The 19,731-nt window shown below is 65.4% G+C and carries 22 protein-coding genes; 9 read left to right on the top strand and 13 right to left on the bottom strand.

Features of this window, described 5'->3' with window-relative positions; genetic code table 11:
* Nucleotides 1–43 precede the first annotated feature (43 nt).
* Genes JQ616_RS34050 through JQ616_RS34070 form a run of 5 tightly spaced genes read right to left on the bottom strand, consistent with a single transcriptional unit; the run spans nt 44 to nt 4,066 of the window.
* A complete protein-coding gene (locus tag JQ616_RS34050; protein ID WP_212022519.1) occupies nt 44–1,189 on the bottom strand; it encodes an acyl-CoA dehydrogenase family protein in 1,146 nt (381 codons plus the stop codon).
* Between the two features lie 12 nt (nt 1,190–1,201).
* Nucleotides 1,202–2,029, bottom strand: a complete 828-nt coding sequence (locus tag JQ616_RS34055; protein ID WP_212022521.1) for an SDR family NAD(P)-dependent oxidoreductase — start codon at nt 2,027–2,029, stop codon at nt 1,202–1,204.
* Between the two features lie 9 nt (nt 2,030–2,038).
* A complete protein-coding gene (locus JQ616_RS34060; RefSeq protein ID WP_212022523.1) occupies nt 2,039–2,446 on the bottom strand; it encodes a MaoC family dehydratase in 408 nt (135 codons plus the stop codon).
* Entirely contained in the window at nt 2,443–2,874 is a 432-nt protein-coding gene (locus tag JQ616_RS34065; protein ID WP_212022525.1) for a MaoC family dehydratase N-terminal domain-containing protein, read from the bottom strand. Before JQ616_RS34065 ends, JQ616_RS34060 begins: the two co-directional genes overlap by 4 nt.
* A gap of 7 nt (nt 2,875–2,881) precedes the next feature.
* Nucleotides 2,882–4,066, bottom strand: coding sequence for a lipid-transfer protein (locus tag JQ616_RS34070; RefSeq protein WP_212022527.1), 1,185 nt, complete (start codon nt 4,064–4,066; stop codon nt 2,882–2,884).
* Between JQ616_RS34070 and JQ616_RS34075 the strand changes: the two genes are divergently transcribed.
* The 5 genes from JQ616_RS34075 (at nt 4,057) to JQ616_RS34095 (ending at nt 8,910) form a co-directional block, all read left to right on the top strand.
* Nucleotides 4,057–4,977 (top strand): TetR/AcrR family transcriptional regulator, encoded by a 921-nt coding sequence (locus JQ616_RS34075; RefSeq protein WP_349630081.1) that lies wholly within the window; start codon nt 4,057–4,059, stop codon nt 4,975–4,977. The two genes, JQ616_RS34070 and JQ616_RS34075, sit on opposite strands and share 10 nt — an antisense overlap.
* Complete coding sequence (locus JQ616_RS34080) at nt 4,907–6,463, top strand: acyl-CoA synthetase (protein WP_212022529.1); 1,557 nt, start codon at nt 4,907–4,909, stop codon at nt 6,461–6,463. The genes JQ616_RS34075 and JQ616_RS34080 overlap by 71 nt, the downstream gene beginning before the upstream one ends.
* Before the next feature lie 199 nt (nt 6,464–6,662).
* A complete protein-coding gene (locus JQ616_RS34085; protein ID WP_212022531.1) occupies nt 6,663–7,259 on the top strand; it encodes a DUF2889 domain-containing protein in 597 nt (198 codons plus the stop codon).
* Nucleotides 7,260–7,316: 57 nt separating this feature from the next.
* Nucleotides 7,317–7,868, top strand: a complete 552-nt coding sequence (locus JQ616_RS34090) for a GrpB family protein (protein WP_212022533.1) — start codon at nt 7,317–7,319, stop codon at nt 7,866–7,868.
* A gap of 178 nt (nt 7,869–8,046) precedes the next feature.
* On the top strand, nt 8,047–8,910 hold the full coding sequence (locus tag JQ616_RS34095) for a DMT family transporter (protein ID WP_249137629.1): 864 nt from the start codon (nt 8,047–8,049) through the stop codon (nt 8,908–8,910).
* 6 nt (nt 8,911–8,916) lie between these two features.
* On the opposite strand, the gene JQ616_RS34100 is transcribed toward JQ616_RS34095, so the two are convergent.
* Together JQ616_RS34100 and JQ616_RS34105 are read right to left on the bottom strand one after the other, a co-directional pair.
* On the bottom strand, nt 8,917–9,384 hold the full coding sequence (locus JQ616_RS34100) for a carboxymuconolactone decarboxylase family protein (RefSeq protein WP_212022537.1): 468 nt from the start codon (nt 9,382–9,384) through the stop codon (nt 8,917–8,919).
* Nucleotides 9,381–9,791, bottom strand: a complete 411-nt coding sequence (locus tag JQ616_RS34105) for a cupin domain-containing protein (protein ID WP_212022539.1) — start codon at nt 9,789–9,791, stop codon at nt 9,381–9,383. The genes JQ616_RS34100 and JQ616_RS34105 overlap by 4 nt, the downstream gene beginning before the upstream one ends.
* Before the next feature lie 89 nt (nt 9,792–9,880).
* Between JQ616_RS34105 and JQ616_RS34110 the strand changes: the two genes are divergently transcribed.
* Complete coding sequence (locus JQ616_RS34110) at nt 9,881–11,323, top strand: PLP-dependent aminotransferase family protein (RefSeq protein ID WP_212022541.1); 1,443 nt, start codon at nt 9,881–9,883, stop codon at nt 11,321–11,323.
* Here JQ616_RS34110 and JQ616_RS34115 read toward each other — a convergent pair.
* On the bottom strand, nt 11,301–12,128 hold the full coding sequence (locus JQ616_RS34115) for an SDR family NAD(P)-dependent oxidoreductase (protein ID WP_212022554.1): 828 nt from the start codon (nt 12,126–12,128) through the stop codon (nt 11,301–11,303). The two genes, JQ616_RS34110 and JQ616_RS34115, sit on opposite strands and share 23 nt — an antisense overlap.
* A 329-nt stretch (nt 12,129–12,457) precedes the next feature.
* On the opposite strand from JQ616_RS34115, the gene JQ616_RS34120 reads away from it, so the two are divergent.
* Both JQ616_RS34120 and JQ616_RS34125 read left to right on the top strand, forming a co-directional pair.
* On the top strand, nt 12,458–12,751 hold the full coding sequence (locus JQ616_RS34120) for a hypothetical protein (protein WP_249137631.1): 294 nt from the start codon (nt 12,458–12,460) through the stop codon (nt 12,749–12,751).
* Between the two features lie 175 nt (nt 12,752–12,926).
* Nucleotides 12,927–13,547: a TerC family protein gene (locus JQ616_RS34125; protein WP_212022558.1), complete on the top strand. Its 621-nt coding sequence runs from the start codon at nt 12,927–12,929 to the stop codon at nt 13,545–13,547.
* A gap of 60 nt (nt 13,548–13,607) precedes the next feature.
* On the opposite strand, the gene JQ616_RS34130 is transcribed toward JQ616_RS34125, so the two are convergent.
* The 4 genes from JQ616_RS34130 to JQ616_RS34145 all read right to left on the bottom strand — a co-directional run bounded on the left by JQ616_RS34130 (nt 13,608) and on the right by JQ616_RS34145 (nt 18,384).
* Entirely contained in the window at nt 13,608–14,327 is a 720-nt protein-coding gene (locus JQ616_RS34130; RefSeq protein ID WP_212022559.1) for an RraA family protein, read from the bottom strand.
* 276 nt (nt 14,328–14,603) lie between these two features.
* Nucleotides 14,604–15,479: a CDP-diacylglycerol--serine O-phosphatidyltransferase gene (gene pssA / locus JQ616_RS34135; RefSeq protein ID WP_212022560.1), complete on the bottom strand. Its 876-nt coding sequence runs from the start codon at nt 15,477–15,479 to the stop codon at nt 14,604–14,606.
* A gap of 79 nt (nt 15,480–15,558) precedes the next feature.
* A complete protein-coding gene (locus JQ616_RS34140) occupies nt 15,559–16,257 on the bottom strand; it encodes a phosphatidylserine decarboxylase (RefSeq protein ID WP_021081990.1) in 699 nt (232 codons plus the stop codon).
* Between the two features lie 138 nt (nt 16,258–16,395).
* Nucleotides 16,396–18,384: an ABCB family ABC transporter ATP-binding protein/permease gene (locus JQ616_RS34145; protein ID WP_249137633.1), complete on the bottom strand. Its 1,989-nt coding sequence runs from the start codon at nt 18,382–18,384 to the stop codon at nt 16,396–16,398.
* A 213-nt stretch (nt 18,385–18,597) separates the two neighbouring features.
* Here JQ616_RS34145 and JQ616_RS34150 point away from each other — a divergent pair, with 213 nt between their 5' ends.
* Nucleotides 18,598–19,203 (top strand): TIGR00730 family Rossman fold protein, encoded by a 606-nt coding sequence (locus JQ616_RS34150; protein ID WP_212022561.1) that lies wholly within the window; start codon nt 18,598–18,600, stop codon nt 19,201–19,203.
* Between the two features lie 147 nt (nt 19,204–19,350).
* On the opposite strand, the gene JQ616_RS34155 is transcribed toward JQ616_RS34150, so the two are convergent.
* Complete coding sequence (locus JQ616_RS34155) at nt 19,351–19,728, bottom strand: VOC family protein (RefSeq protein ID WP_212022562.1); 378 nt, start codon at nt 19,726–19,728, stop codon at nt 19,351–19,353.
* Nucleotides 19,729–19,731: the final 3 nt, after the last annotated feature.

Raw genomic sequence — 19,731 nt, forward strand, 5'->3', positions numbered from 1 at the left:
CGCCGCCACGTGGCATGACGGTGCAGGGGTTGCGCGCTTTGCCCTACAGCGAGCGCGCGATCAAGACCTTCATGATCTCGTTGGTGCCGCCGTAGATCTTCTGGATCCGGGAATCGATGAACATCCGCGAGATCGGGTATTCCTGCATGTAGCCGTAGCCGCCGTGCAGCTGCAGGCACTCGTCGGCGGTCTCGACCTGCTTCTGCGAGCACCACCATTTCGCCATTGACGCCGTCACAGTGTCGAGGTCGCCGGCGACCAGGCGCTCGACGCACCAGTCGACGAACACGCGGGCGATCATCGCCTCGGTCTTGCGCTCGGCCAGCTTGAAGGCGGTGTTCTGGAACTCGATGAGCGGCTTGCCGAACGCGGTGCGCTGCTTGGTGTAGTCTGCGGTGATCTTCACCGCGCGCTCCATCGAGGCGACGGCGCCGATCGCGAGCGACAGCCGCTCCTGCGGCAGTTGCTGCATCAGCTGCACGAAGCCATTGCCCTCCTCATTGCCGAGCAGATTTTCCGGCGGCACCGTGACATTGTCGAAGAACAGTTCCGACGTGTCCGATGCATGGAGACCGATCTTGTCGAGGTTGCGCCCGCGCCGGTAGCCCTCGGCGCCCGCTGTTTCGACGACGATCAACGAAATGCCCTTGGCGCCCGCAGCTCCGGTGCGCGCCACCACGATGACGAGGTCGGCCGCCTGGCCGTTGGTGATGAAGGTCTTCTGGCCGTTGATGACGTAGGAATTGCCCTGCTTCTTCGCGGTGGTCTTGACGGCCTGCAGATCAGAGCCGGTGCCGGGCTCGGTCATCGCGATGGCGCCGACCATCTCGCCCGACGCCATCTTCGGCAGCCAGCGCTTTTTCTGCTCCTCCGAGCCGTAGTTGACGATGTAATGCGCGACGATCGCGCTGTGCACGGAGACGCCGGTGGTCAGCTCCGGCACCGTGCTCTCGATGTCATCGAGCACGGCGGCATCGTAGGCGAAGCTGGCGCCGAGGCCGCCATAGGCCTCGGGCACGCTCGGCAGCAGGGCGCCCATCTCGCCGAGCGCGCGCCAGGCCGAGCGGTCGACCAGCTTCTGCTCGCGCCACTTTTCGGCGTGCGGCGCCAGATCCTTGGCCAGGAATTTGCGGAACTGATCACGGAAGGTGTCGAGCTCCTCGGTCATCCAGGACGATCGGTAGTGCATCGTATCCTCGCGTTAGATCAAAAGACCGCCGCCGGCGACGATCACCTGGCCACTGATGTAGTTCGATTCCGGAGCGCAGAACAGATAGACCGCGTCCGCGGCCTCCTCCGGCGTACCGCCGCGGCCGAGCGGGATCATCCGGCCCATCGCCTCCAGCATCTGCGGCTGGACCCCGACCTTGATGTCGCGGCCCGCAACGTCGATGGTCTTCTGCTGGCTCTCGATCGGTTGGGTCAGGCGGGTGTTGATCAGGCCGAAAGCGACGCAGTTGACGTTGACCTTGTAGCGCCCCCACTCCTTGCACATCGTGCGCGTCAGCCCGATCAGCGAGGCCTTGGCTGAGGAATAGCTGGCCTGACCGGCATTGCCGTAGAGCCCCGCGATCGATGAGATGTTGACCACCTTGCGGAACACCTCGCGCCCTGCCTCGGCCTCCTTCTTCGCCATCACCCGGATCGGCTCCGACGCCGCGCGCATGATCCGGAACGGGGCGACCAGATGCACGTCGAGCATAGCTTGGAACTGCTCGTCCGACATCTTCTGGATCGTCGAGTCCCAGGTGTAACCGGCATTGTTGACGATGATGTCGAGGCCACCGAACTGCTCAATGGCGGCGCCGACGAATCGATCGGCAAAGCCTGCTTCCGTCACGCTGCCATTGACCGCGATCGCCTCGCCACCCATGGCCTTGATCTCGGCGACGACGGCATTGCCCGGCTCGGCATCGAGGTCGTTGACCACGACGCGCGCGCCTTCGCTCGCGAGCTTCAACGCAATCGCGCGCCCGATGCCGCGGCCCGAGCCTGAGACGAGCGCGACTTTGCCTTGCAGTTTCGACATGATCTCTCCCTAGAGCGCGATGATCGCTTCGCCGGCGAGCTTGATCTCGCCGTTCTGATCCTTCGTTGTCAGCGCGAGTTTGGCGCGCTTCTCACCACCCTGCTCGATCAGCTCGGTCACCGTGCCCTCACAGGTCAGCTGGGCGCCAAGCTGGGTAATCGCAGCAAAGCGGGTCGAGAACGAGCGGATCTTCGATGGTGCCACCGCATCCGTGAGCGCCTGGCCGAGATAGCCCATGACCAGCATGCCGTGCGCGAACACGTCGGGGAAACCGGCAGCTTTCGCGAAGTCGATGTCGACATGGATCGGATTGTGATCGCCGGAGGCACCGCAATACAGCGCGAGGCGATGCCGGGTGATCGGCGGAAATTCCTTGTGGACGATGCGGTCGCCGACCGACGGAACGCCAGCACTCATGACGGCCTCGCATTGCGCACCACGATGGTGCGCGAGACATCGGCGACGTGGACGCCGTTCTGGTTGGTGACCGGCGTGTCGACCACGATCAGCGTCATCGCCCCGCCCTTCTTGTCGGTCACGCCAGTAACGCGCGGGCGGAAGGTCAGGGTGTCGCCGACCACCACGGGCGCGTGATAGTCGAAGCGCTGCTCGCCATGCAGCACGCGGGCGAGATCGATGCCGAGCGCGGTCAGGAATTCGAACGGCACCGTTGCGTCCATCATCTCGAGGCAGAACAGATAGGTCGGCGGCACCGGTGCCGCCTCGCCGTCGCGATAGACCGGGTTGGTCTCGCCGAGCGTGTCGAGGAAGAAGCGCAGGCGCCCCGGCTCGACACGCGCGGTCACCGGCGTGAATTCACGCCCGACAGCGGATTGATCGACCATGGCGGCCTCAGGCGCGTTCGTAGAGCGTCACGACGCAAGCGCCGCCGAGGCCGAGATTGTGCTGCAGCCCGAGCCGCGCACCCTCGACCTGGGTTGCCGCGGCGGTGCCGCGCAGCTGCCGCGTCAGCTCGTAGCACTGCGCAAGGCCGGTGGCGCCGAGCGGATGGCCCTTCGACAACAGCCCGCCGGAGGGATTGGTGACGATCCGGCCGCCATAGGTGTTATCACCGTCGTCGATGAATTTCGCGGCCTCGCCCTGGCCACACAGGCCGAGCCCCTCATAGGTGATCAGCTCGTTGTGGGCGAAGCAGTCGTGCAGCTCGACGACGTCAAGATCCTTGGGGCCGATACCGGCGGCTTCATAGACCTTGCGCGCGGCATCGCGCGCCATGTCGTAGCCGACCACCTGCATCATGTCATCAGCCCCGAAGGTCGAGGGCGTATCCGTTGTCATCGCCTGCGCCGCGATGCGGACCTGCTTGTTGAGGCCGTGTTGCTCGGCGAACTTCTCCGAGACCAGGATCGCGGCGGCGCCGCCGCAAGTCGGCGGGCACGCCATCAGCCGCGTCATCACGCCGGGCCAGATCACCTGGTCGTTCATCACGTCGTCGGCGGTGACCTCCTTGCGGAACAGCGCCAGCGGGTTGTTCTTGGCGTGGCGGCTCGCCTTGGCGCGCACCTTTGCAAAGGCGGAGAGCGGCGTGCCGTATTTCTTCATGTGGCTGAGGCCGGCGCCGCCGAAATAGCGCAGCGCGAGCGGCACCCCGGGCGCGTCGACCAGCTTGTCGGCGGCAGCGTCGAAATCGTCGAACGCGCTGGGACGGTCGGTGAACACCGCCCCCAGCGCGCCAGGCTTCATCTGCTCGAAGCCGAGCGCCATCACGCAATCGGCCGCACCCGACTCGATCGCCTGCCGCGCCAGGAACAGCGCGGTCGAGCCGGTCGAGCAGTTGTTGTTGACGTTGACGATCGGGATCCCGGTCATGCCGACCGGATAGAGCGCGCGCTGCCCACAGGTGGAGTCGCCATAGACATAGCCGACATAGGCCTGCTGGACCTTGCCGTAATCGAGACCTGCGTCCGCAAGCGCGAGCTTGGCGGCTTCCGCGCCCATCACATGATACGGCGCATTGGCGCCGGGCTTGACGAACGGGATCATGCCGACCCCGGCAACATAGGTGCGTGACGTCATCGCGTGTCCTCCCGGAAATTACCCACTGGACTATTTGTTACCCATGGGTAATATACGGGCGATCTTCCGGAGTCAATGCGACAGCAACCGACGCGATGGACGCCAGCTCACCCTCCTCCAGCAACGAGTCCCCCTGGCTGCCGTTCGAGAGCCGGCGCCGCGCCCGCGACGAGAAGCGCGAGGCGGTGCTGCGCACGGCCGTCGCGCTGTTCCTGGAACAGGGCTATCACGGCGCCACGCTGAACGAGGTCGCCAGGCGGCTCAACATCACCAAGCCAGCGCTCTATAATTACTTCCGCGGCAAGGACGAGATCCTGTACGAATGCTGGTCGATCGGCAACGAGCTGGTCGACGACTGCATCGCCGAGACCTCGGCCGGCGGCGGCTCGGGGCTCGACAAGCTGCGCAAGCTGATCGTCCAGTATGCCGAGCTGATGACCGCGGACTACGGCAAGAGCCTGGTCCGCTTCGACATCCGCGATCTCAGCGAGGACAACCGCAAGATCGTGCAGACCGCGAAGCGGCGGATCGACCGCGCCTTCCGCGACTATATCGCCGCTGGCGTCGAAGACGGTTCGGTGAAACCCTGCGACCCGAAGCTCGCGGCCTTCGCCATTGCCGGCTCGCTGAACTGGATCGGACACTGGTTCCAGCCCGGCGGTGAGTTGAGCGGCCGCGCCGTCGCCGAGGAATTCGCAATCCGCCTCACCGAGGGGATCGCCAAAACGACAACGCAAGTGACATCAACGCGCAAGACAACAACGCACAAAGCAGCCGTTCCGGCGGCAGAGAAGGCGGACAAACCGCCTCGCAAGGGAAACGCATCAAGGGAGGACGGGAGTGAACATCACACACGGACTGCGGCGGGCGCTGCAAGTCAATCCAAACGGGCTCGCAGTCGTCTGCGGTGAGCGGCGGCGCAGCTGGCGCGAGGTCGGCGACCGTGTCGCCCGCCTCGCCGCCGCGATCCGCGGCCTCGGCGCTGATAATGGCGACCGCGTCGCGATCCTGTCGCTGAACTCGGACCGCTATCTCGAACTCTATCTCGCGGTCGGTTGGGCCGGCGCCGTGATCGTGCCGCTCAACATCCGCTGGTCTCCGATCGAGAACGAGGATGCACTGCGCGACTGCCGCGCGACGATCCTGTTCGTCGACAAGGCGTTCGCGGCGGTCGGCGCAGCGCTGGCAAGCGCGATCCCCGGCCTGAAGCTGGTCTATGCCGACGAAGGCGCGACGCCGGAAGGCATGGAGAATTACGAGACATTGATCGCGCGCAGCGAACCCATTCCGGATGCGATGCGCACGCGCGACGACCTCGCCGGCATCTTCTACACCGGCGGCACCACCGGCCGCTCCAAGGGCGTGATGCTGAGCCACGGCAATCTGATGGCCAATGCGCTCAACGCGCTCGGCGAAGGGCTTTGGCCGAGCAGCACGATCTATCTGCACGCGGCGCCGATGTTCCATCTCGCCAATGGTGCGGCGATGTATTCGGTGCTGCTGTCCGGCGGATCCAACGTCGTGATCCAGGGTTTTACGCCCGACGGTGTCGCGGCGGCCGTGCAGAAGGAGCGCGTCACCGACGTGCTGCTGGTGCCGACCATGATCCAGATGTTCGTCGATCACCCGACGCTCGGCAGCTACGACCTGTCGTCCTTGCGGCGGATCGCCTATGGCGCCTCCGTGATCAGCGACGCGGTGCTGACCCGTGGCATGAAGGCGCTACCGCATATCGAGTTCACGCAAGCCTACGGCATGACCGAGCTGTCGCCGATCGCAACGCTGCTGCACTGGAAGGAGCATATCGGCGACGGCCGCGCCAAGGGGCGGCATCGTGGCGCCGGCCGCGCCACGCTGGGTGCCGAAGTGAGGATCGTCGACGCCTTGGACCAGGTGGTGCCGCTCGGCACAGTCGGCGAGATCGCGGTGCGTGGCGATATGGTGATGATGGGCTATTGGGAGCGGCCGGAGGAAACCGCACGCGCCGTGATCGACGGCTGGATGCACACCGGCGACGGCGGCTACATGGACGCGGACGGCTTCGTCTACGTCGTCGACCGCGTCAAGGACATGATCATCTCCGGCGGCGAGAACGTCTATTCGGCCGAGGTCGAGAACGCGCTGGCCCAGCACCCGGCGGTGGCGCAATGCGCCGTGATCGGCATCCCGAGCGAGCGCTGGGGCGAGCAGGTCCATGCTGTGGTGGTGATGAAGAACGGCGCTGACGCGACGCCCGACGAGCTGATGGAGCACTGCAAGGCGCTGATCGCCGGATACAAATGCCCGCGCAGCGTCGACATCACGTCGACCCCGCTGCCGCTCTCCGGCGCCGGCAAGATTTTGAAACGCGAGCTGCGCAAGCCGTATTGGGAGAACCGCGAGCGGCGCGTGAGCTAATCGCAAGAATCGTAGGGTGGGTTAGCCGAAGGCGTAACCCGCCGCCGGTCTCTGTTCCACACGAGGTTCGTCGGGTGAAGATGGCGGGTTACGCTTCGCTAACCCGCCCTACGCACCGCATAGCGCCGCGCAGATAGCGCCCGTTGACATCGCGGCCTGCTGCCGATTGGATTGATTCAATTCAATCCAGCGAGTTCCGATGTCCGCACCTGATACCAACGCCGACGGCAAGCCCCGCCGCCTGATGCACCGCCGCTCCGTCGAATGCCTGGGCTATCTCCGTGACGACGGGCTGTGGGAGGTCGAAGCGCGGCTGGTCGACACCAAGCCTTATGCGCGGCAGGACAAGCATCGCGGCCTGCAGCAGCCCGACGATCCCGTGCACGACATCCGGCTGCGGCTCGCCGTCGACGACAATTTCACGATCCGCGAAACCGGCACGACGATGGCCTCGACGCCCTACCCGTCCTGCCTCGACGTCGAAGGTATCCTGCAGCGGCTGGTCGGCGAGCGCATCGGCAAGGGCTGGCGCGAGCTGGTCCGCCGCAAGATCGGCAAGCTCGAGACCTGCACCCATCTCGCCGAGCTCTTGGGTCCGGCGGTAACGACGCTGTTTCAGACCGCGACATCGGGCAAGGATCCGCAGGGCCGCGGTGCGCTCGATCACCAGCGCGATCTCACCGAGCCGCCGTTCTTCGTCGGCGGTTGCTATTCGTGGCGGCTGGACGGACCCGTCGTGGCCGAGACATTCCCGCAATTCGCGAAGCAGCCTGCCGAGGTCAAGCAGGGTTCGTGAGCGATATCCCGGTCGCGGCCCGCGTGATACTCTGCAAGGAGCAATCAGGAGGCGGGCGTGGAGAAATACGGCGCCGGGTCGATCGTCGTCTCCGACTACGACCCCAACTGGCCCGCACTGTTCGCGCAGGAGCGCATGCGGATCGGAAGCGCTCTCGGCGCCTCCGCTTTGGCCATTGAGCATGTCGGCAGCACGGCCGTTCCAGGTCTTCCGTCGAAGCCCATCATCGACCTGCTGATCGGCGTGGCGAGCCTCGAAGAGGCCAGGCAACGCTGCATCAAGCCGCTTGAGGGACTTGGTTATATCTACATGCCGGAATATGCGTCATGGCTTCCCGGCGAGCTGTTCTTCCGCAAGGGGCCTCCGGGTCCGTGGACCCACCATCTGCACATGACGGAGCCGTCGCATCCGCGGTGGGAGGCATTGGTGGCATTTCGCGACTACCTTCGCGCGCACCCCGAGGCCGCCCGCGCCTACGCCGACATCAAGCGGGACCTTGCGGCTGCATCAAAGGACAACATCGGGGCCTATCGAAACGGCAAGAGTGCGTTCGTCGAAGAGACAACGGCCAAAGCCCGTGCATGGCGCGCAGCGGCCGGCGATCGATAGCAAGCGGGGGCCGCACGAGCGGACACACCCGCGGCCGAAATAGACTTCGCAATTCGTTGCTGTGCCAACCAGCCCTGCATCGCCATGGGTTGATCCGCCCTGGGCGCTCACGTAGTCGTGCGCGATGAGCGAACATACGGCCGGCACCAAGACCGCAGCCCTTCCAGATACGAAAGCCATGCTGCTGGGCGTCGCGTGCGGTCTTGGCGCAGCGCTATGCTGGGCTCTCGGTTTCGTGGCGACCCGGCATGGCCTGAAGGTCGGTTTCACGCCCATAGACCTCCTGATGCATCGCTTCTTGTGGTCGGGCATCGTGTTCATCCCGCTCGTTGTGCGCGCCGGTCTGAAGGATCTCGGCGGCATCGGTTGGGGCCGTGGCATGGCGCTGATGGTGCTCGGCGGGCCGGTGATGTCGCTGATCAGCTATACCGGCTTCATGTTTGTACCCCTGGGGCACGGCAGCGTGATTCAGCCGTCCTGTGCGACCCTGGGCGGACTGTTTCTCGCGGTCGTCCTGCTGAAGGAATCGATCTCACTCTCTCGTATCGCTGGAGCCGTGATCATCGTGGTCGGCCTTGCGGTGATCGGTAGCGAGTCAATCGGCCATATGGGATCCAGCGCCGTGCTGGGCGATCTGATCTTTGTCCTGACCGGGCTGATGTTTGCGGGCTTCGCCACGCTGGTGCGCTATTGGCGGGTGTCGGCGTTCTCTGTTGCGACGGTCATCAGCGTGCTGTCGCTCTCGCTGTTTCCCCTCTATGCGGCATCGGGTGGGCTGGCGCGCGATGCCGCCATCGGACTGAACGAGAATGCGCTGCAGGCCCTTGGCCAGGGCATCCTGGCCGGGCCCGCAGCAATGTATTTGTTCGCGCTGTCAATCCAGCGACTAGGCGTTGCCCGCGCGGCGGTATTTCCTGCGACCGTGCCGGTGCTCACCGTGCTGTTGGGGTGGCTCTTGATCGGCGAGCGTCCCACCGCGCTGCAGGCGGCCGGATTGGTGACCGTATTGGCCGGATTTTATCTCGCGCAACGGCAGAGTTAGGCGGCCTCAAGCCGCGGCGGACTGCTCGGCAACGGCCTGCGGCGGGTTGCGGAAGCCGATCGCGATCCTGTTGTAGGTGTTCATCAGGCCGATTGCGATGGTCAGGTCGACCAGCTGCTTCTCGCTGAACACCGCGCGGGCCGCATGATACTCGTCGTCCGGGATCGCGGTCTCCGCCACCCGTGTGACCGTCTCGGCCCAGGCCAGCGCCGCGCGCTCGTCGGCATCGAACAGCACGTCCGCCTCGCGCCAGACCTGCAGCAGCGCCAGCTTCTCGACCTGGACGCCCATCTTCCGCAGCGAGCGGGTATGCATGTCGAGGCAATAGGCACAACCGTTGATCTGCGAGATGCGCAGATAGATCAGTTCGATCAGCTGTGCGGAAAGCCCGCACTGCGTCAGATAGCCGTACACGCTGCCGAGCGCCTTGATACCGGCCGGTGCGGCCTTGTTGTAATCGATCCGCATGCTCACGGCTTGTGTCCTTCCTTGTCGTAGACGGTCAGCGCCTTGTCGTTGCTGTCGACGACGAACACCGCAAGGATCTTCGCGGGCTCGGTCGCGCTGGCGTTTCGTCCGAGCACGTGATGCGCACCGGGCGCCTCGAAGAAGCTGTCACCGGCCCGGTAGACGTGCGGCGCCGGTTCGCCCTCGACCTGGCTTTCGATCGCGCCCTGCAGGACGTAGACATACAGGAAGGCGGATTTGGCGTGACGGTGCGGCGCCGACGGATCGCCGGGCGGGAAGGTGACCTCGGCTGTGACCAGCGACTTGCCGGGAATGTTCGTGATCACATGCTCAAACTTCGGCGTCACCGATTCCGCGCTCGCCGGTGCTGCAAGCATCGCGCAGGCCATGACAACTGGCAGAAAAATCTTCATCTGATTGCCTCCATTGCTACCGGATAGATGCGGGCAGCGATGGCCAAAAAGAAGCACCAAGAACGAACCGAATTGGTGTACCACGGGCCATGCCAGGCCCGCTTCCCATCGCGCTCGACCGCTCGGCGAAGACGCCGCTCGCCGAGCAGATCCGCAAGGCGATTGCGGCGGCGATCGACAATGGCGTGCTGGTGCCCGGCGCCCGGCTGCCGTCGTGGCTCGACCTCGCCGCGCAGCTCGGCGTCGCGCGCGGTACCGTGCGAGCCGCCTATGACAGACTGTCGGACGCCCAGCACATCGTGTCGTCGAAGGCGAATGGCACCACCGTCGCCAGGCGGCCGCGGAAAGCCGCCAAGCCGGACACACCTGTCGCGCCCGGCTCGGTCGTGGAGATGTTTCAAGATCTGAGCGGTCAGGGACATTTCCGGATGGGCGTCCCCGCGCAGGACACCCTCCCCGCCAAGCTGCTGGCGCGCATCCGCGCCCGCGCCGTGCGGGCGGAGTTGAGTGCGGTGACGCGATATACCGATCCGCGCGGCGAACTCGAATTGCGGCGGGAGATCGCGGCGCACCTTGCGATCGCGCGCGGACTCGAATGCTCTCCCGCGCAGATCGTCATCACGTCCGGCTTCAGCGGCGGCCTCGGCCTCGCGCTGCGCGGACTCGGCCTCGAAGGCCGCCGTGTCTGGATGGAGGATCCGGGCTTTCCATTGACCCGCAAGGGGCTCGAGCTCGCGCGGCTCGAGCTGGCACCGATCCCCGTCGACGCTGATGGCATCGATGTCGCGTACGGCCTCAAGCACGCGTCCGACGCGGCACTCGCAGTCGTGACGCCGGGACAGCAGGCCCCGCTCGGCCCGCCGCTGTCGCCGAAGCGACGCGCGCAGCTACTCGACTGGGCGGCGCAAAGTGGCGCCTGGATCATCGAGGACGACTATCTCGGCGAGTTGCAGCTCGACGGCCGCGCCGCGCCCGCACTCGCTTCGCTCGACCGCGCCGGCCGCGTGATCCATGTCGGCTCGTTCAGCAAGACGATCTCGCCGACGCTCCGCCTCGGGTTCCTGGTTGCGCCCGAGCCGTTGGCAGCGCAGTTCGCCGATGTCGCGACGTGCCTCGCACCTGCGCCCGGGCCCGCGGTGCAGCTGTCGACCGCGGAGTTCATGCGCGACGGCCATTACATCCGCCATCTCCGGCGAACCAAACAGACCTATTGCGACAGCCGCGATGCGCTGACGGCCGCGCTGCGTCCGTGGAGCAATGACGTGCAGGTGGCCGGGCTTGCCGTGCTGCTGCCGCTGCCGGACAAGGCCGCCGACGTCGAGATCACGCGGCGGGCGCTCGCGCATCGGCTGGCGCCCGCCCCGCTCTCACCCTGGTATCTTTCACCGAAGCGCGCGCAGCCGGGCTTGCTGCTCGGCATTGCCACCGTGCCCGATCGCGGCATTGCGGGCGCATGCAAGCACCTGTTCGAGGCGATCCGCGCCCAGGATACCCCGGCGTCGCGCAGCGTCAGGAAGCCCGCAGCCCGGTGAGCGCAAGGCTCAACGCCTTGAGCCGTCTGCGCGCCTCGGCATCATAGGCTTGCGCATGGGCGCGGGCCTCGCGCTTGCCGTCGAAAAATAATCCGCTCCTATCGGCGACATCGTCGTCCTGGACCAGACGCAGGATGGCGTCGCCGCCCTGCTCGACGGTCGAGATCGGCGTCGCGCCACTGGCACGCACCATCGTGGTGTTCATGTAGGTCGCCGGGTGCAGCGAATTGACAGTCACCCCACTGCCTTCCAACTCCTCGGCGAGATCGATGGTGAACATGATCTGCGACAGCTTGCTCTGCGCATAGGCGCGCGCACCGCTATAATTCTTCGTGATCATCACATCGGCGAAATCGATCGGGTGCTGGCCGAGCGACGCGACATTGACGATGCGCGCCGGCGTGCTCGCCTTGAGCCGCGGCAGCAACAGATGCGCGAGCAGGAAACCGGCGAGATAATTGACCGCGAAGCGCAGCTCGTGGCCGTCCTTGCTGGTCTGCCGCGCCGGCCCCTCATTCTGCGAGCCGATGCCGGCATTGCAAACCAGCACATCGAGGCGCTCCTGGTCGTCGAGCACCAGCTGGGCGAACTCGCGGACATCGGCGAGCGAGGACAAATCGGCCTGGTAAAACATCGGCTCGCGTCCACTGACCCGCTTGATCTCGTCGGCGAGAACCTGCGCCCGCTTGGTGTCGCGGCCGTGGATCAGGACCCGGGCGCCGGCAGAAGCCAGCTTCATCGCCACGTAGCGGCCGACGCCGTCGGTGGAACCGGTGATCAGCACCGTCTTGCCTGCCATGTTCATCGAAATTGCCTTTCGACCGTTCGCCCAGCGCTGCGAGCAAAGATAAAGGCGCTGCGTGAACTTTGCCATGGCATGCCACGGCCCAGGAGCCCCAAAACGAGGTGGAAACACCCTGTCCACCACCCACCGCCACCGGGCCGCGCGTACAGTCTGTCGCGCGACGAGCGGTCGCGCGGCGCCGCGCCGCGCGTCAAAGGAAGTGCATTCTGATAATCTCGGGGTGAACGACAAGGCTCCGATTGAAGGATTTGCATCGGCAGGGATTTGGAATGTCCTCGACCATTCCAGACAGGCTCTCGCGGAAGGCTCCCTCGCTGGAACCATTCGGCATGCTCCTGCTCTTCGCAGCGCTGACTGCGCTGCCGATTGTCCTGACGGTGCATCTGGTTGAGCTCGCACTCGTGCTGCCCGTGCTCAGCCTGTTGTTGTTCGCAGAGGCAGCCATTGCCGCGCTCGCGGCGCGCGTGATCCGCGTGCGCACGAGCGTGGCGAACCTCACGCTGTGGGATTTTGCCGGCGCATTCACCTTCATGGGGTGTGCAGCGGCGATCCTCGGCGAGCCGGACCAGGCGGCGCTGTTCTTCGAGGAAGAAGCTGCGCTGCGTCCGGTGACACGACCGTAAATCCCAGGCCGGGCCCCTCTGGCAGCCACAAGCTGCGATGTCGGACTGGAACTCAGTTGGAGTGGCCCTGCCTCGACCCGCGACGTGACAACGTCGCGGCGGATTTGCCGTCAGTGTGACGGCGACAGCCGGTGTCGTCGAGACGGTCCACTCCCCGACCTCAAGGGGATGTTTCATGTCCGAACTGCTTTCACTCGACGCCCTCAGCGCACTGCTGCAGGTCGTCGTCATCGACCTCGTGCTGGCCGGCGACAATGCTGTCGTGATCGGCCTTGCCGCAGCAGGCCTGCCGGCGCAGCAACGCGGCAAGGCGATCCTGATCGGCATTGGCGCCGCGACGCTGCTGCGCATCCTGTTCGCCCTGCTCACCACGCAATTGATGCAGATCGTCGGCCTGCTGCTGGCCGGCGGCATCCTGCTGCTCTGGGTATGCTGGAAGATGTGGCGGGAACTGCGTGCCAGCGCGCACGAGACGGCGGCCGAGCACGACGCTGATGACGCGAAGGCTCCGCGCAAGACATTGTGGCAGGCGACGACGCAGATCATCGTCGCCGACGTCTCGATGTCGCTCGACAATGTGCTGGCGGTCGCGGGCGCGGCGCGCGAGCAGCCGATCGTGCTGGTGTTCGGCCTCGCGCTCTCGATCGCGATGATGGGCGCCGCCGCGACCTTCATCGCACGGCTGCTACAGAACCACCGCTGGATCGCCTATGTCGGCCTCGCGGTGATCCTCTATGTCGCTGTTGACATGACCATTCGTGGCGCAAACGAGATCGCGAAGGTCGCGCCGGTCTGACGAAAGCAAAACGGCGGGCCACCAGGCCCGCCGCTCCGCATATCGATAGCGCGCAGTGCGTCAGTGGATTTCCGACGAGCGCTTCAGCGCGTCCTTCAGCTTCTCGAGCGAAAAGTCCTTGCTGCGCGCGATGTCGAGGATCGGGGTCTCGCGGCGGCCGCAGAGCTCGGCGGCCTCCGGCAGCTTGGCCGCGATCTCGTAGGGGATCACGATCGCGCCGTGGCTGTCGGCGTGGATCAGGTCGTCGGAGCGCACCGTCATGCCGGCGACGCGGACCTCGCCGCCAAAGCTTTCGGCATGCACCCAGGCGTGCGACGGGCCGATCGAGCCGGCCAGCGCCTGGAAGCCCGGCGCCCATTGCGGGATGTCGCGGATCGAGCCGTCGGTGATGACGCCGAGGCAGCCGAGCGCTTTGTGCACGGCGCTCTGCACCTCGCCCCAGAACGCGCCGTAGCCGACGTCGGGCCCGTCGATGTCCTGGATCACCGAGATGCGCGGACCGAAGCCGGTGCCGACATATTCGTAATAGTCGATGCGGCGCTTCGACTGCTCCTCGGCCGACAGGCCGGATTTCAGCACCGAGCGGATCGCAACCGTACGCGCATAGCCGACGATCGGCGGCAGCGTCGGGAACGGGCAGACCAGCGGCTTCACGGTGTAGCCGATCAGACGGCGCTCGGGTGCTACGATCTCCATCGCGTTGCAGATCGTCGGCGTGTCATAGCGTCCCAACGCCTCGAGGACGGATGCAGGCAGCGGGGCGGAAGCGGATGTCGTCACGGCGTTTCTCTCCTGATTTTTGGCGTCACATCATGATGCGTTTCCACGGAAACGCATCATGATCTCATTTCTTGGTTTGAGCATGATCTTTTCGGAAAACCGGTCTCCACTTTTCCGGATCATGCTCGAACGGGCCATCTCAGCCTATAGCCGAGATCGGAGGCGAACCCAACCGAGGCACGCTCATGGCTGATATTTGGGAGAGTAGACTCACGCGTCTCTATCACCGTCACCCTGAGGGGGCCGCGCAGCGGCCGTCTCGAAGGGTCGACGCGCTTAATGCAGATGCGTCGGACGATCGTCGTGGTCACTTTCCGCGACCGGCGCCGTGTAGGGAGCAGCGGCGGCCGGCGGCGGCGCGGTTGCAGCTTGCGTCTGCGCAGCAAGCTGGCGCTCCTGGTCGCGGTAGGACTTCCAGCCCCACGGCAGGCTGATCAAATAGGCCACCGAGCCGGCCGACAGGATGTGCCAGGGATAGCCGATCAACAGCGCGACGAAGAACACCACGGCCACGAACACCGGCAGCACCATCTCCGGCGGCACGCGCATCTTCACCGTCTTGCCGGAGAACACCGGCAGGCGCGACACCATCAGGAAGGCGATCAAGAGCGTATAGAACGCCGTCAAGGTCGCCGGCGGCATCGGCACGCCGAGGAAGGCGAGATAGATCGGCAGCAGCACGGTGATCGCGCCGGCCGGCGCCGGCACGCCGGTGAAATAATTGGCGGCGAAAGCCGGCTTGTTCGGGTCGTCGATCGAGGCGTTGAAGCGCGCCAGCCGCAGGCCGCCGGAGATCGCGAACACCATCGCGGCGATCCAGCCACCATTGTTCAATTCATGCAGCTGCCAGAAATACAGGATCAGGCCCGGCGCGACGCCGAAATTGACGAAGTCGGCCAGGCTGTCGAGCTCGGCGCCGAATTTCGACTGGCCCTTGATCATGCGGGCGACGCGGCCGTCGATGCCGTCGAGGATCGCCGCGAACACGATGGCGGCGACCGCAAGCTCCATCCGCCCTTCCGTCGACAGCCGGATCGCGGTCAGGCCGGCGCAGATCGCCAGCAGCGTGATCATGTTCGGCACCAGCATCCGCACCGGGATCGGGCGGAACCGGCGGCGGCGAAACTCGGTGGAATTGGGGTCTGATGGCATCATGACTTGAGAATATAGCAAGCATGGCCCGGCTCCGCCATCACGGCGGGAACCGGCTGATCAACCGGCTGAAACAGCGTTAATCGGCCCGGTAGGTGCGGCCTGGATCGGCGCCGCGGAAATCCGCCAGGATGGTCTCACCGGCGACTGCGGTCTGGCCTTCGGACACCAGGGCCTTGGTGCCCTCGGGCAAATAAACGTCCAGCCGCGAGCCGAAGCGGATCAAGCCGAAACGCTCGCCAGCGCCGATCGACTGGCCTTCCTTGACGAAGCAAACGATGCGGCGCGCCACGAGGCCCGCGATCTGGACCACGCCGATGCGGCCGTTGGAGCTCGAGATGACCAGCGAATTGCGCTCATTGTCCTCGCTCGCCTTGTCGAGCTCGGCATTGATGAACGCGCCAGGCCGATAGGCGATCCGGTCGATGCGGCCGGCCACCGGGCTACGATTCACGTGGCAGTTGAACACGCTCATGAACACCGAGACCCGCGGCAGCGGCTTGTCGCCGAGGCCGAGCTCCGCCGGCGGCAGCGCCTGCACCACCATGGAGACGCGGCCATCGGCCGGTGACACCACGATGCCGTCGCGCAGCGGCGTCACGCGGACGGGATCGCGGAAGAACAGCGCGCACCAGACCGTGAGCAGCGTCCCGATCCAGCCCAGCGGGGTCCAGATCCAGAACAGGATCAGGCTCGCCAAAGCGAAGCCGCCAATGAAGGGATAGCCCTCCGGGTGGATCGGCGGGATCTGCGCGCGGATGGAATTGGCGATCGACATCAGTGCTCGCTTGCGTTTCCCCGCCCCATTTGGCGGGAGAGGCCCTAAAGCGCGAATCATCGCGCTTTAGTTGGTCGTTTTAGGCATGATCTTTTTCGGAAAACCGCTTCGCACTTTTCCGGATCATGCCCTAATCGACTATTCCGCGGCGGTCGGCAAGGGCTTCTCACCCGCATCAGGGGTGGAATCCTCCGACGATTCAGTGACCGCGGGCGGCAGGCGATTCGGCGCCGTGCCGTCGTCATCGACCTGGGCGAGCCGTTCGCGGGCCTCCTCGGCCTCGCGCTGCCGGTTCCACATGCTGGCGTAGAGGCCGTCGGCGGCCAAAAGCCGCGCGTGAGTGCCGCGCTCGGCGATCCGCCCCTGGTCCAGCACGATGATCTCGTCGGCGCCGACGATGGTCGAGAGCCGATGCGCGATCACGAGCGACGTGCGGTTGCGCGAGACCCGCTCCAACGCGCCCTGGATCTCGTGCTCGGTGTGGCTGTCGAGCGCCGAGGTCGCCTCATCCAGCACCAGGATCGGCGGCGCCTTCAGCACCGTGCGCGCGATCGCGACGCGCTGCTTCTCGCCGCCGGAAAGCTTGAGACCGCGCTCGCCGACCTGGGTCTCGTAGCCCTGCGGCGACATCCGGATGAAGCCGTCGATCTGCGCGAGCCGCGCCGCCTCCTCCACCTCGTCGTCGGCCGCATCCCAGCGGCCATAGCGGATGTTGTAGCGGATGGTGTCGTTGAACAGCACGGTGTCCTGCGGCACCATGCCGATCGCCTGTCGCAGCGAAGTCTGCGTCACGGTCTTGATGTCCTGGCCGTCGATCAGGATGCGGCCGGAGGACACGTCGTAGAGGCGGAACAACAGCCGCGAGATCGTCGACTTGCCGGCACCCGACGGGCCGACGATCGCAACCGTCTTGCCGGCCGGCACCTCGAAGCTCAGGCCTTTCAGGATCGGCCGGTCGGATTCATAGGAGAAGCGGACATCCTCGAACCGCACGCTGCCTGTCGACACCGCGAGCGGTTTTGCGCCCGGAATGTCCTTCACCTCGGGATTGCGCTCCAGCACGTCGAACATCTTCTCGATGTCGATGATCGCCTGCTTGATCTCGCGATACACCATGCCCATGAAATTCAGCGGCTGGTAGAGCTGGATCATCATTGAATTGATCAGCACGAAATCGCCGACGGTGTGGGTGCCGTTGCGGATGCCGAATGCGCACATCAGCATGGTCGCAGTCAGGCCGGCGGTGAAGATGATCGCCTGCCCGGTGTTGAGCACCGCAAGCGAGGTATAGGTCTTCACGCTGGCCTGCTCGTAGCGTTCCATCGAGCGGTCGTAGCGCCTGGCCTCGCGCTCCTCCGCGCCGAAATATTTCACGGTCTCGTAGTTGAGCAGCGAGTCGATCGCCTTGGTATTCGCCTCGGTGTCGGAATCGTTCATCTTGCGGCGGATCTCGATCCGCCACTCGGTCGCGATGTAGGTGTAGTACATGAACACGACGACCGTGATCAGCACCGCGAGCACGTAGCGCCAGTCGAACTGCCACAGCAGCACGCCCGCCAGCAGCGTGACCTCGACGATGGTCGGGATCAGCTGCAAGATCACCATCCGCACGATGGTCTCGATGCCGGAGCGGCCGCGCTCGAGCACGCGGGTCAGGCCGCCGGTCTTGCGCTCGAGATGGAAGCGCAGCGACAGTTCGTGCATGTGCACGAAGGTGATGTAGGCGAGCCGCCGCACCGCGTGCATCGCGACGCGGGCGAAGATGCCGTCGCGCCACTGCGTCAGCACCGCCATGATGATACGCACCGCGCCGTAGCTGATCGTCATCAGCACCGGCGAGGCGATCAGCCACACCATCCAGTTCGACGACGCGACCGGCGCCGAGCCCGTGCCGTTCAGAGCATCGATCGCCCATTTGAACGTGAACGGCACCGACAGTGTCGCGAGCTTGGCGAACAGCAGCAGCACCACCGACCAGATCACGCGCATCTTCAGATCGGCGCGATCGCCGGGCCAGATATAGGGCCAGAGGTGAACGAGGGTGCCGAGCAGCGTGCCCTTCTCGGCGGCCGGTGTCGCGGCCGTGGGCTGCGCGGCGCCGGTCACAGTCTGTTGCGGCGGCACCATCAGGAGCCCGCTCTCGCCGTCATGGCGCGCCGGTGCGCTGCCACATCTTTTCCACGATTTGCCATTGTGCCCGTCATATAGATCGTTTGAACGCGGCGTACAGGCTTATGACGAAATTTGTTCGCGATTCGCGGGAATTTACGGGATTTTTTGACCCTCAATCCCCATATGCTGATCTTGACCCTGTTTACGCTGCAGTGCCACAAGGATCGTATGAACCAAATCAAGACTGTCTGTGTTTATTGCGGCTCCGGCCCCGGTAACAATCCCCGCTTCGTTGACGCTGCCGTCGCGCTCGGCAAGAGCCTTGCCGAAAACAACGTGCGCCTGGTGTATGGCGGCGGCTCGATCGGCCTGATGGGCGCGGTCGCCAAATCCACGCTCGATCATGGCGGCTCGGTCACGGGCATCATTCCCGAATTCCTGCGCGCGCGCGAGAACGCGCTGACCTCGGTTCAGGAGATGATCGTCACGCCCGACATGCATGAGCGCAAGCGCCTGATGTTCGAGCGCTCGGATGCGTTCGTCGCGCTGCCCGGCGGCATCGGTACGCTGGAGGAACTGGTGGAGCAACTGACTTGGCAGCAGCTCGGCCGCCACTCTAAGCCGATCCTGCTCGCCAACATCGACAATTTCTGGGAGCCCCTGCTCTCGCTTTTGAACCACATGCGCACGACGGAGTTCATCCGCCCGACGCTGCCGATCAACGTGCTGATGGCCGACCGCGTCGACGAGATTCTGCCGCGGCTGCGTTCGGCCGTCGCCGGCAAGCCGGCGGCCGCGAAGGAGCTGGCGCCGGAAGTGGCGCGGCGGCTGTAGAGGAGCGCGGGCATCTATCCCCGTCATCCTGAGGTGCGAGCCTTCGGCGAGCCTCGAAGGATCGACGGCCACCGGCCAGGCTGTTCATCCTTCGAGGCTCGCTGCGCTCGCACCTCAGGATGACGGGCCTAGGGGTGGCCTATCGCATCACTCGCTCGGAAAGGTCACGGCCTCGATGCGATTGCCGTCGGGGTCGAGCACGAAGGCTGCATAATAGCGGACGCGGTCGTGCGGGCGCAGGCCCGGCGCGCCATCGGATGTGCCGCCAGAAGCCAGCGCAGCGGCGTGGAAGGCATCGACCTCGGCGGTGGTCTTCGCGCGCAGGCAGATGTGGGTGCCGCTCTCATACGGCACGGACGCCATCGCGGCACGCAGATTGATCCAGAATTCGGGATAGGCCTTGCCAAAGCCGATCGTCGCCGGCCGCGTGACCAGGCGGCTCAGACCGAGCGCGGCCAGTGTCGGCTCATAGAACCGCGCGGAGCGTTCGAGATCGCGGACGCCGACAGAGACGTGGTCGATCATATC

Origin of the sequence: Bradyrhizobium tropiciagri (assembly GCF_018130545.1) — a bacterium.
Classification (GTDB): domain Bacteria; phylum Pseudomonadota; class Alphaproteobacteria; order Rhizobiales; family Xanthobacteraceae; genus Bradyrhizobium; species Bradyrhizobium tropiciagri_A.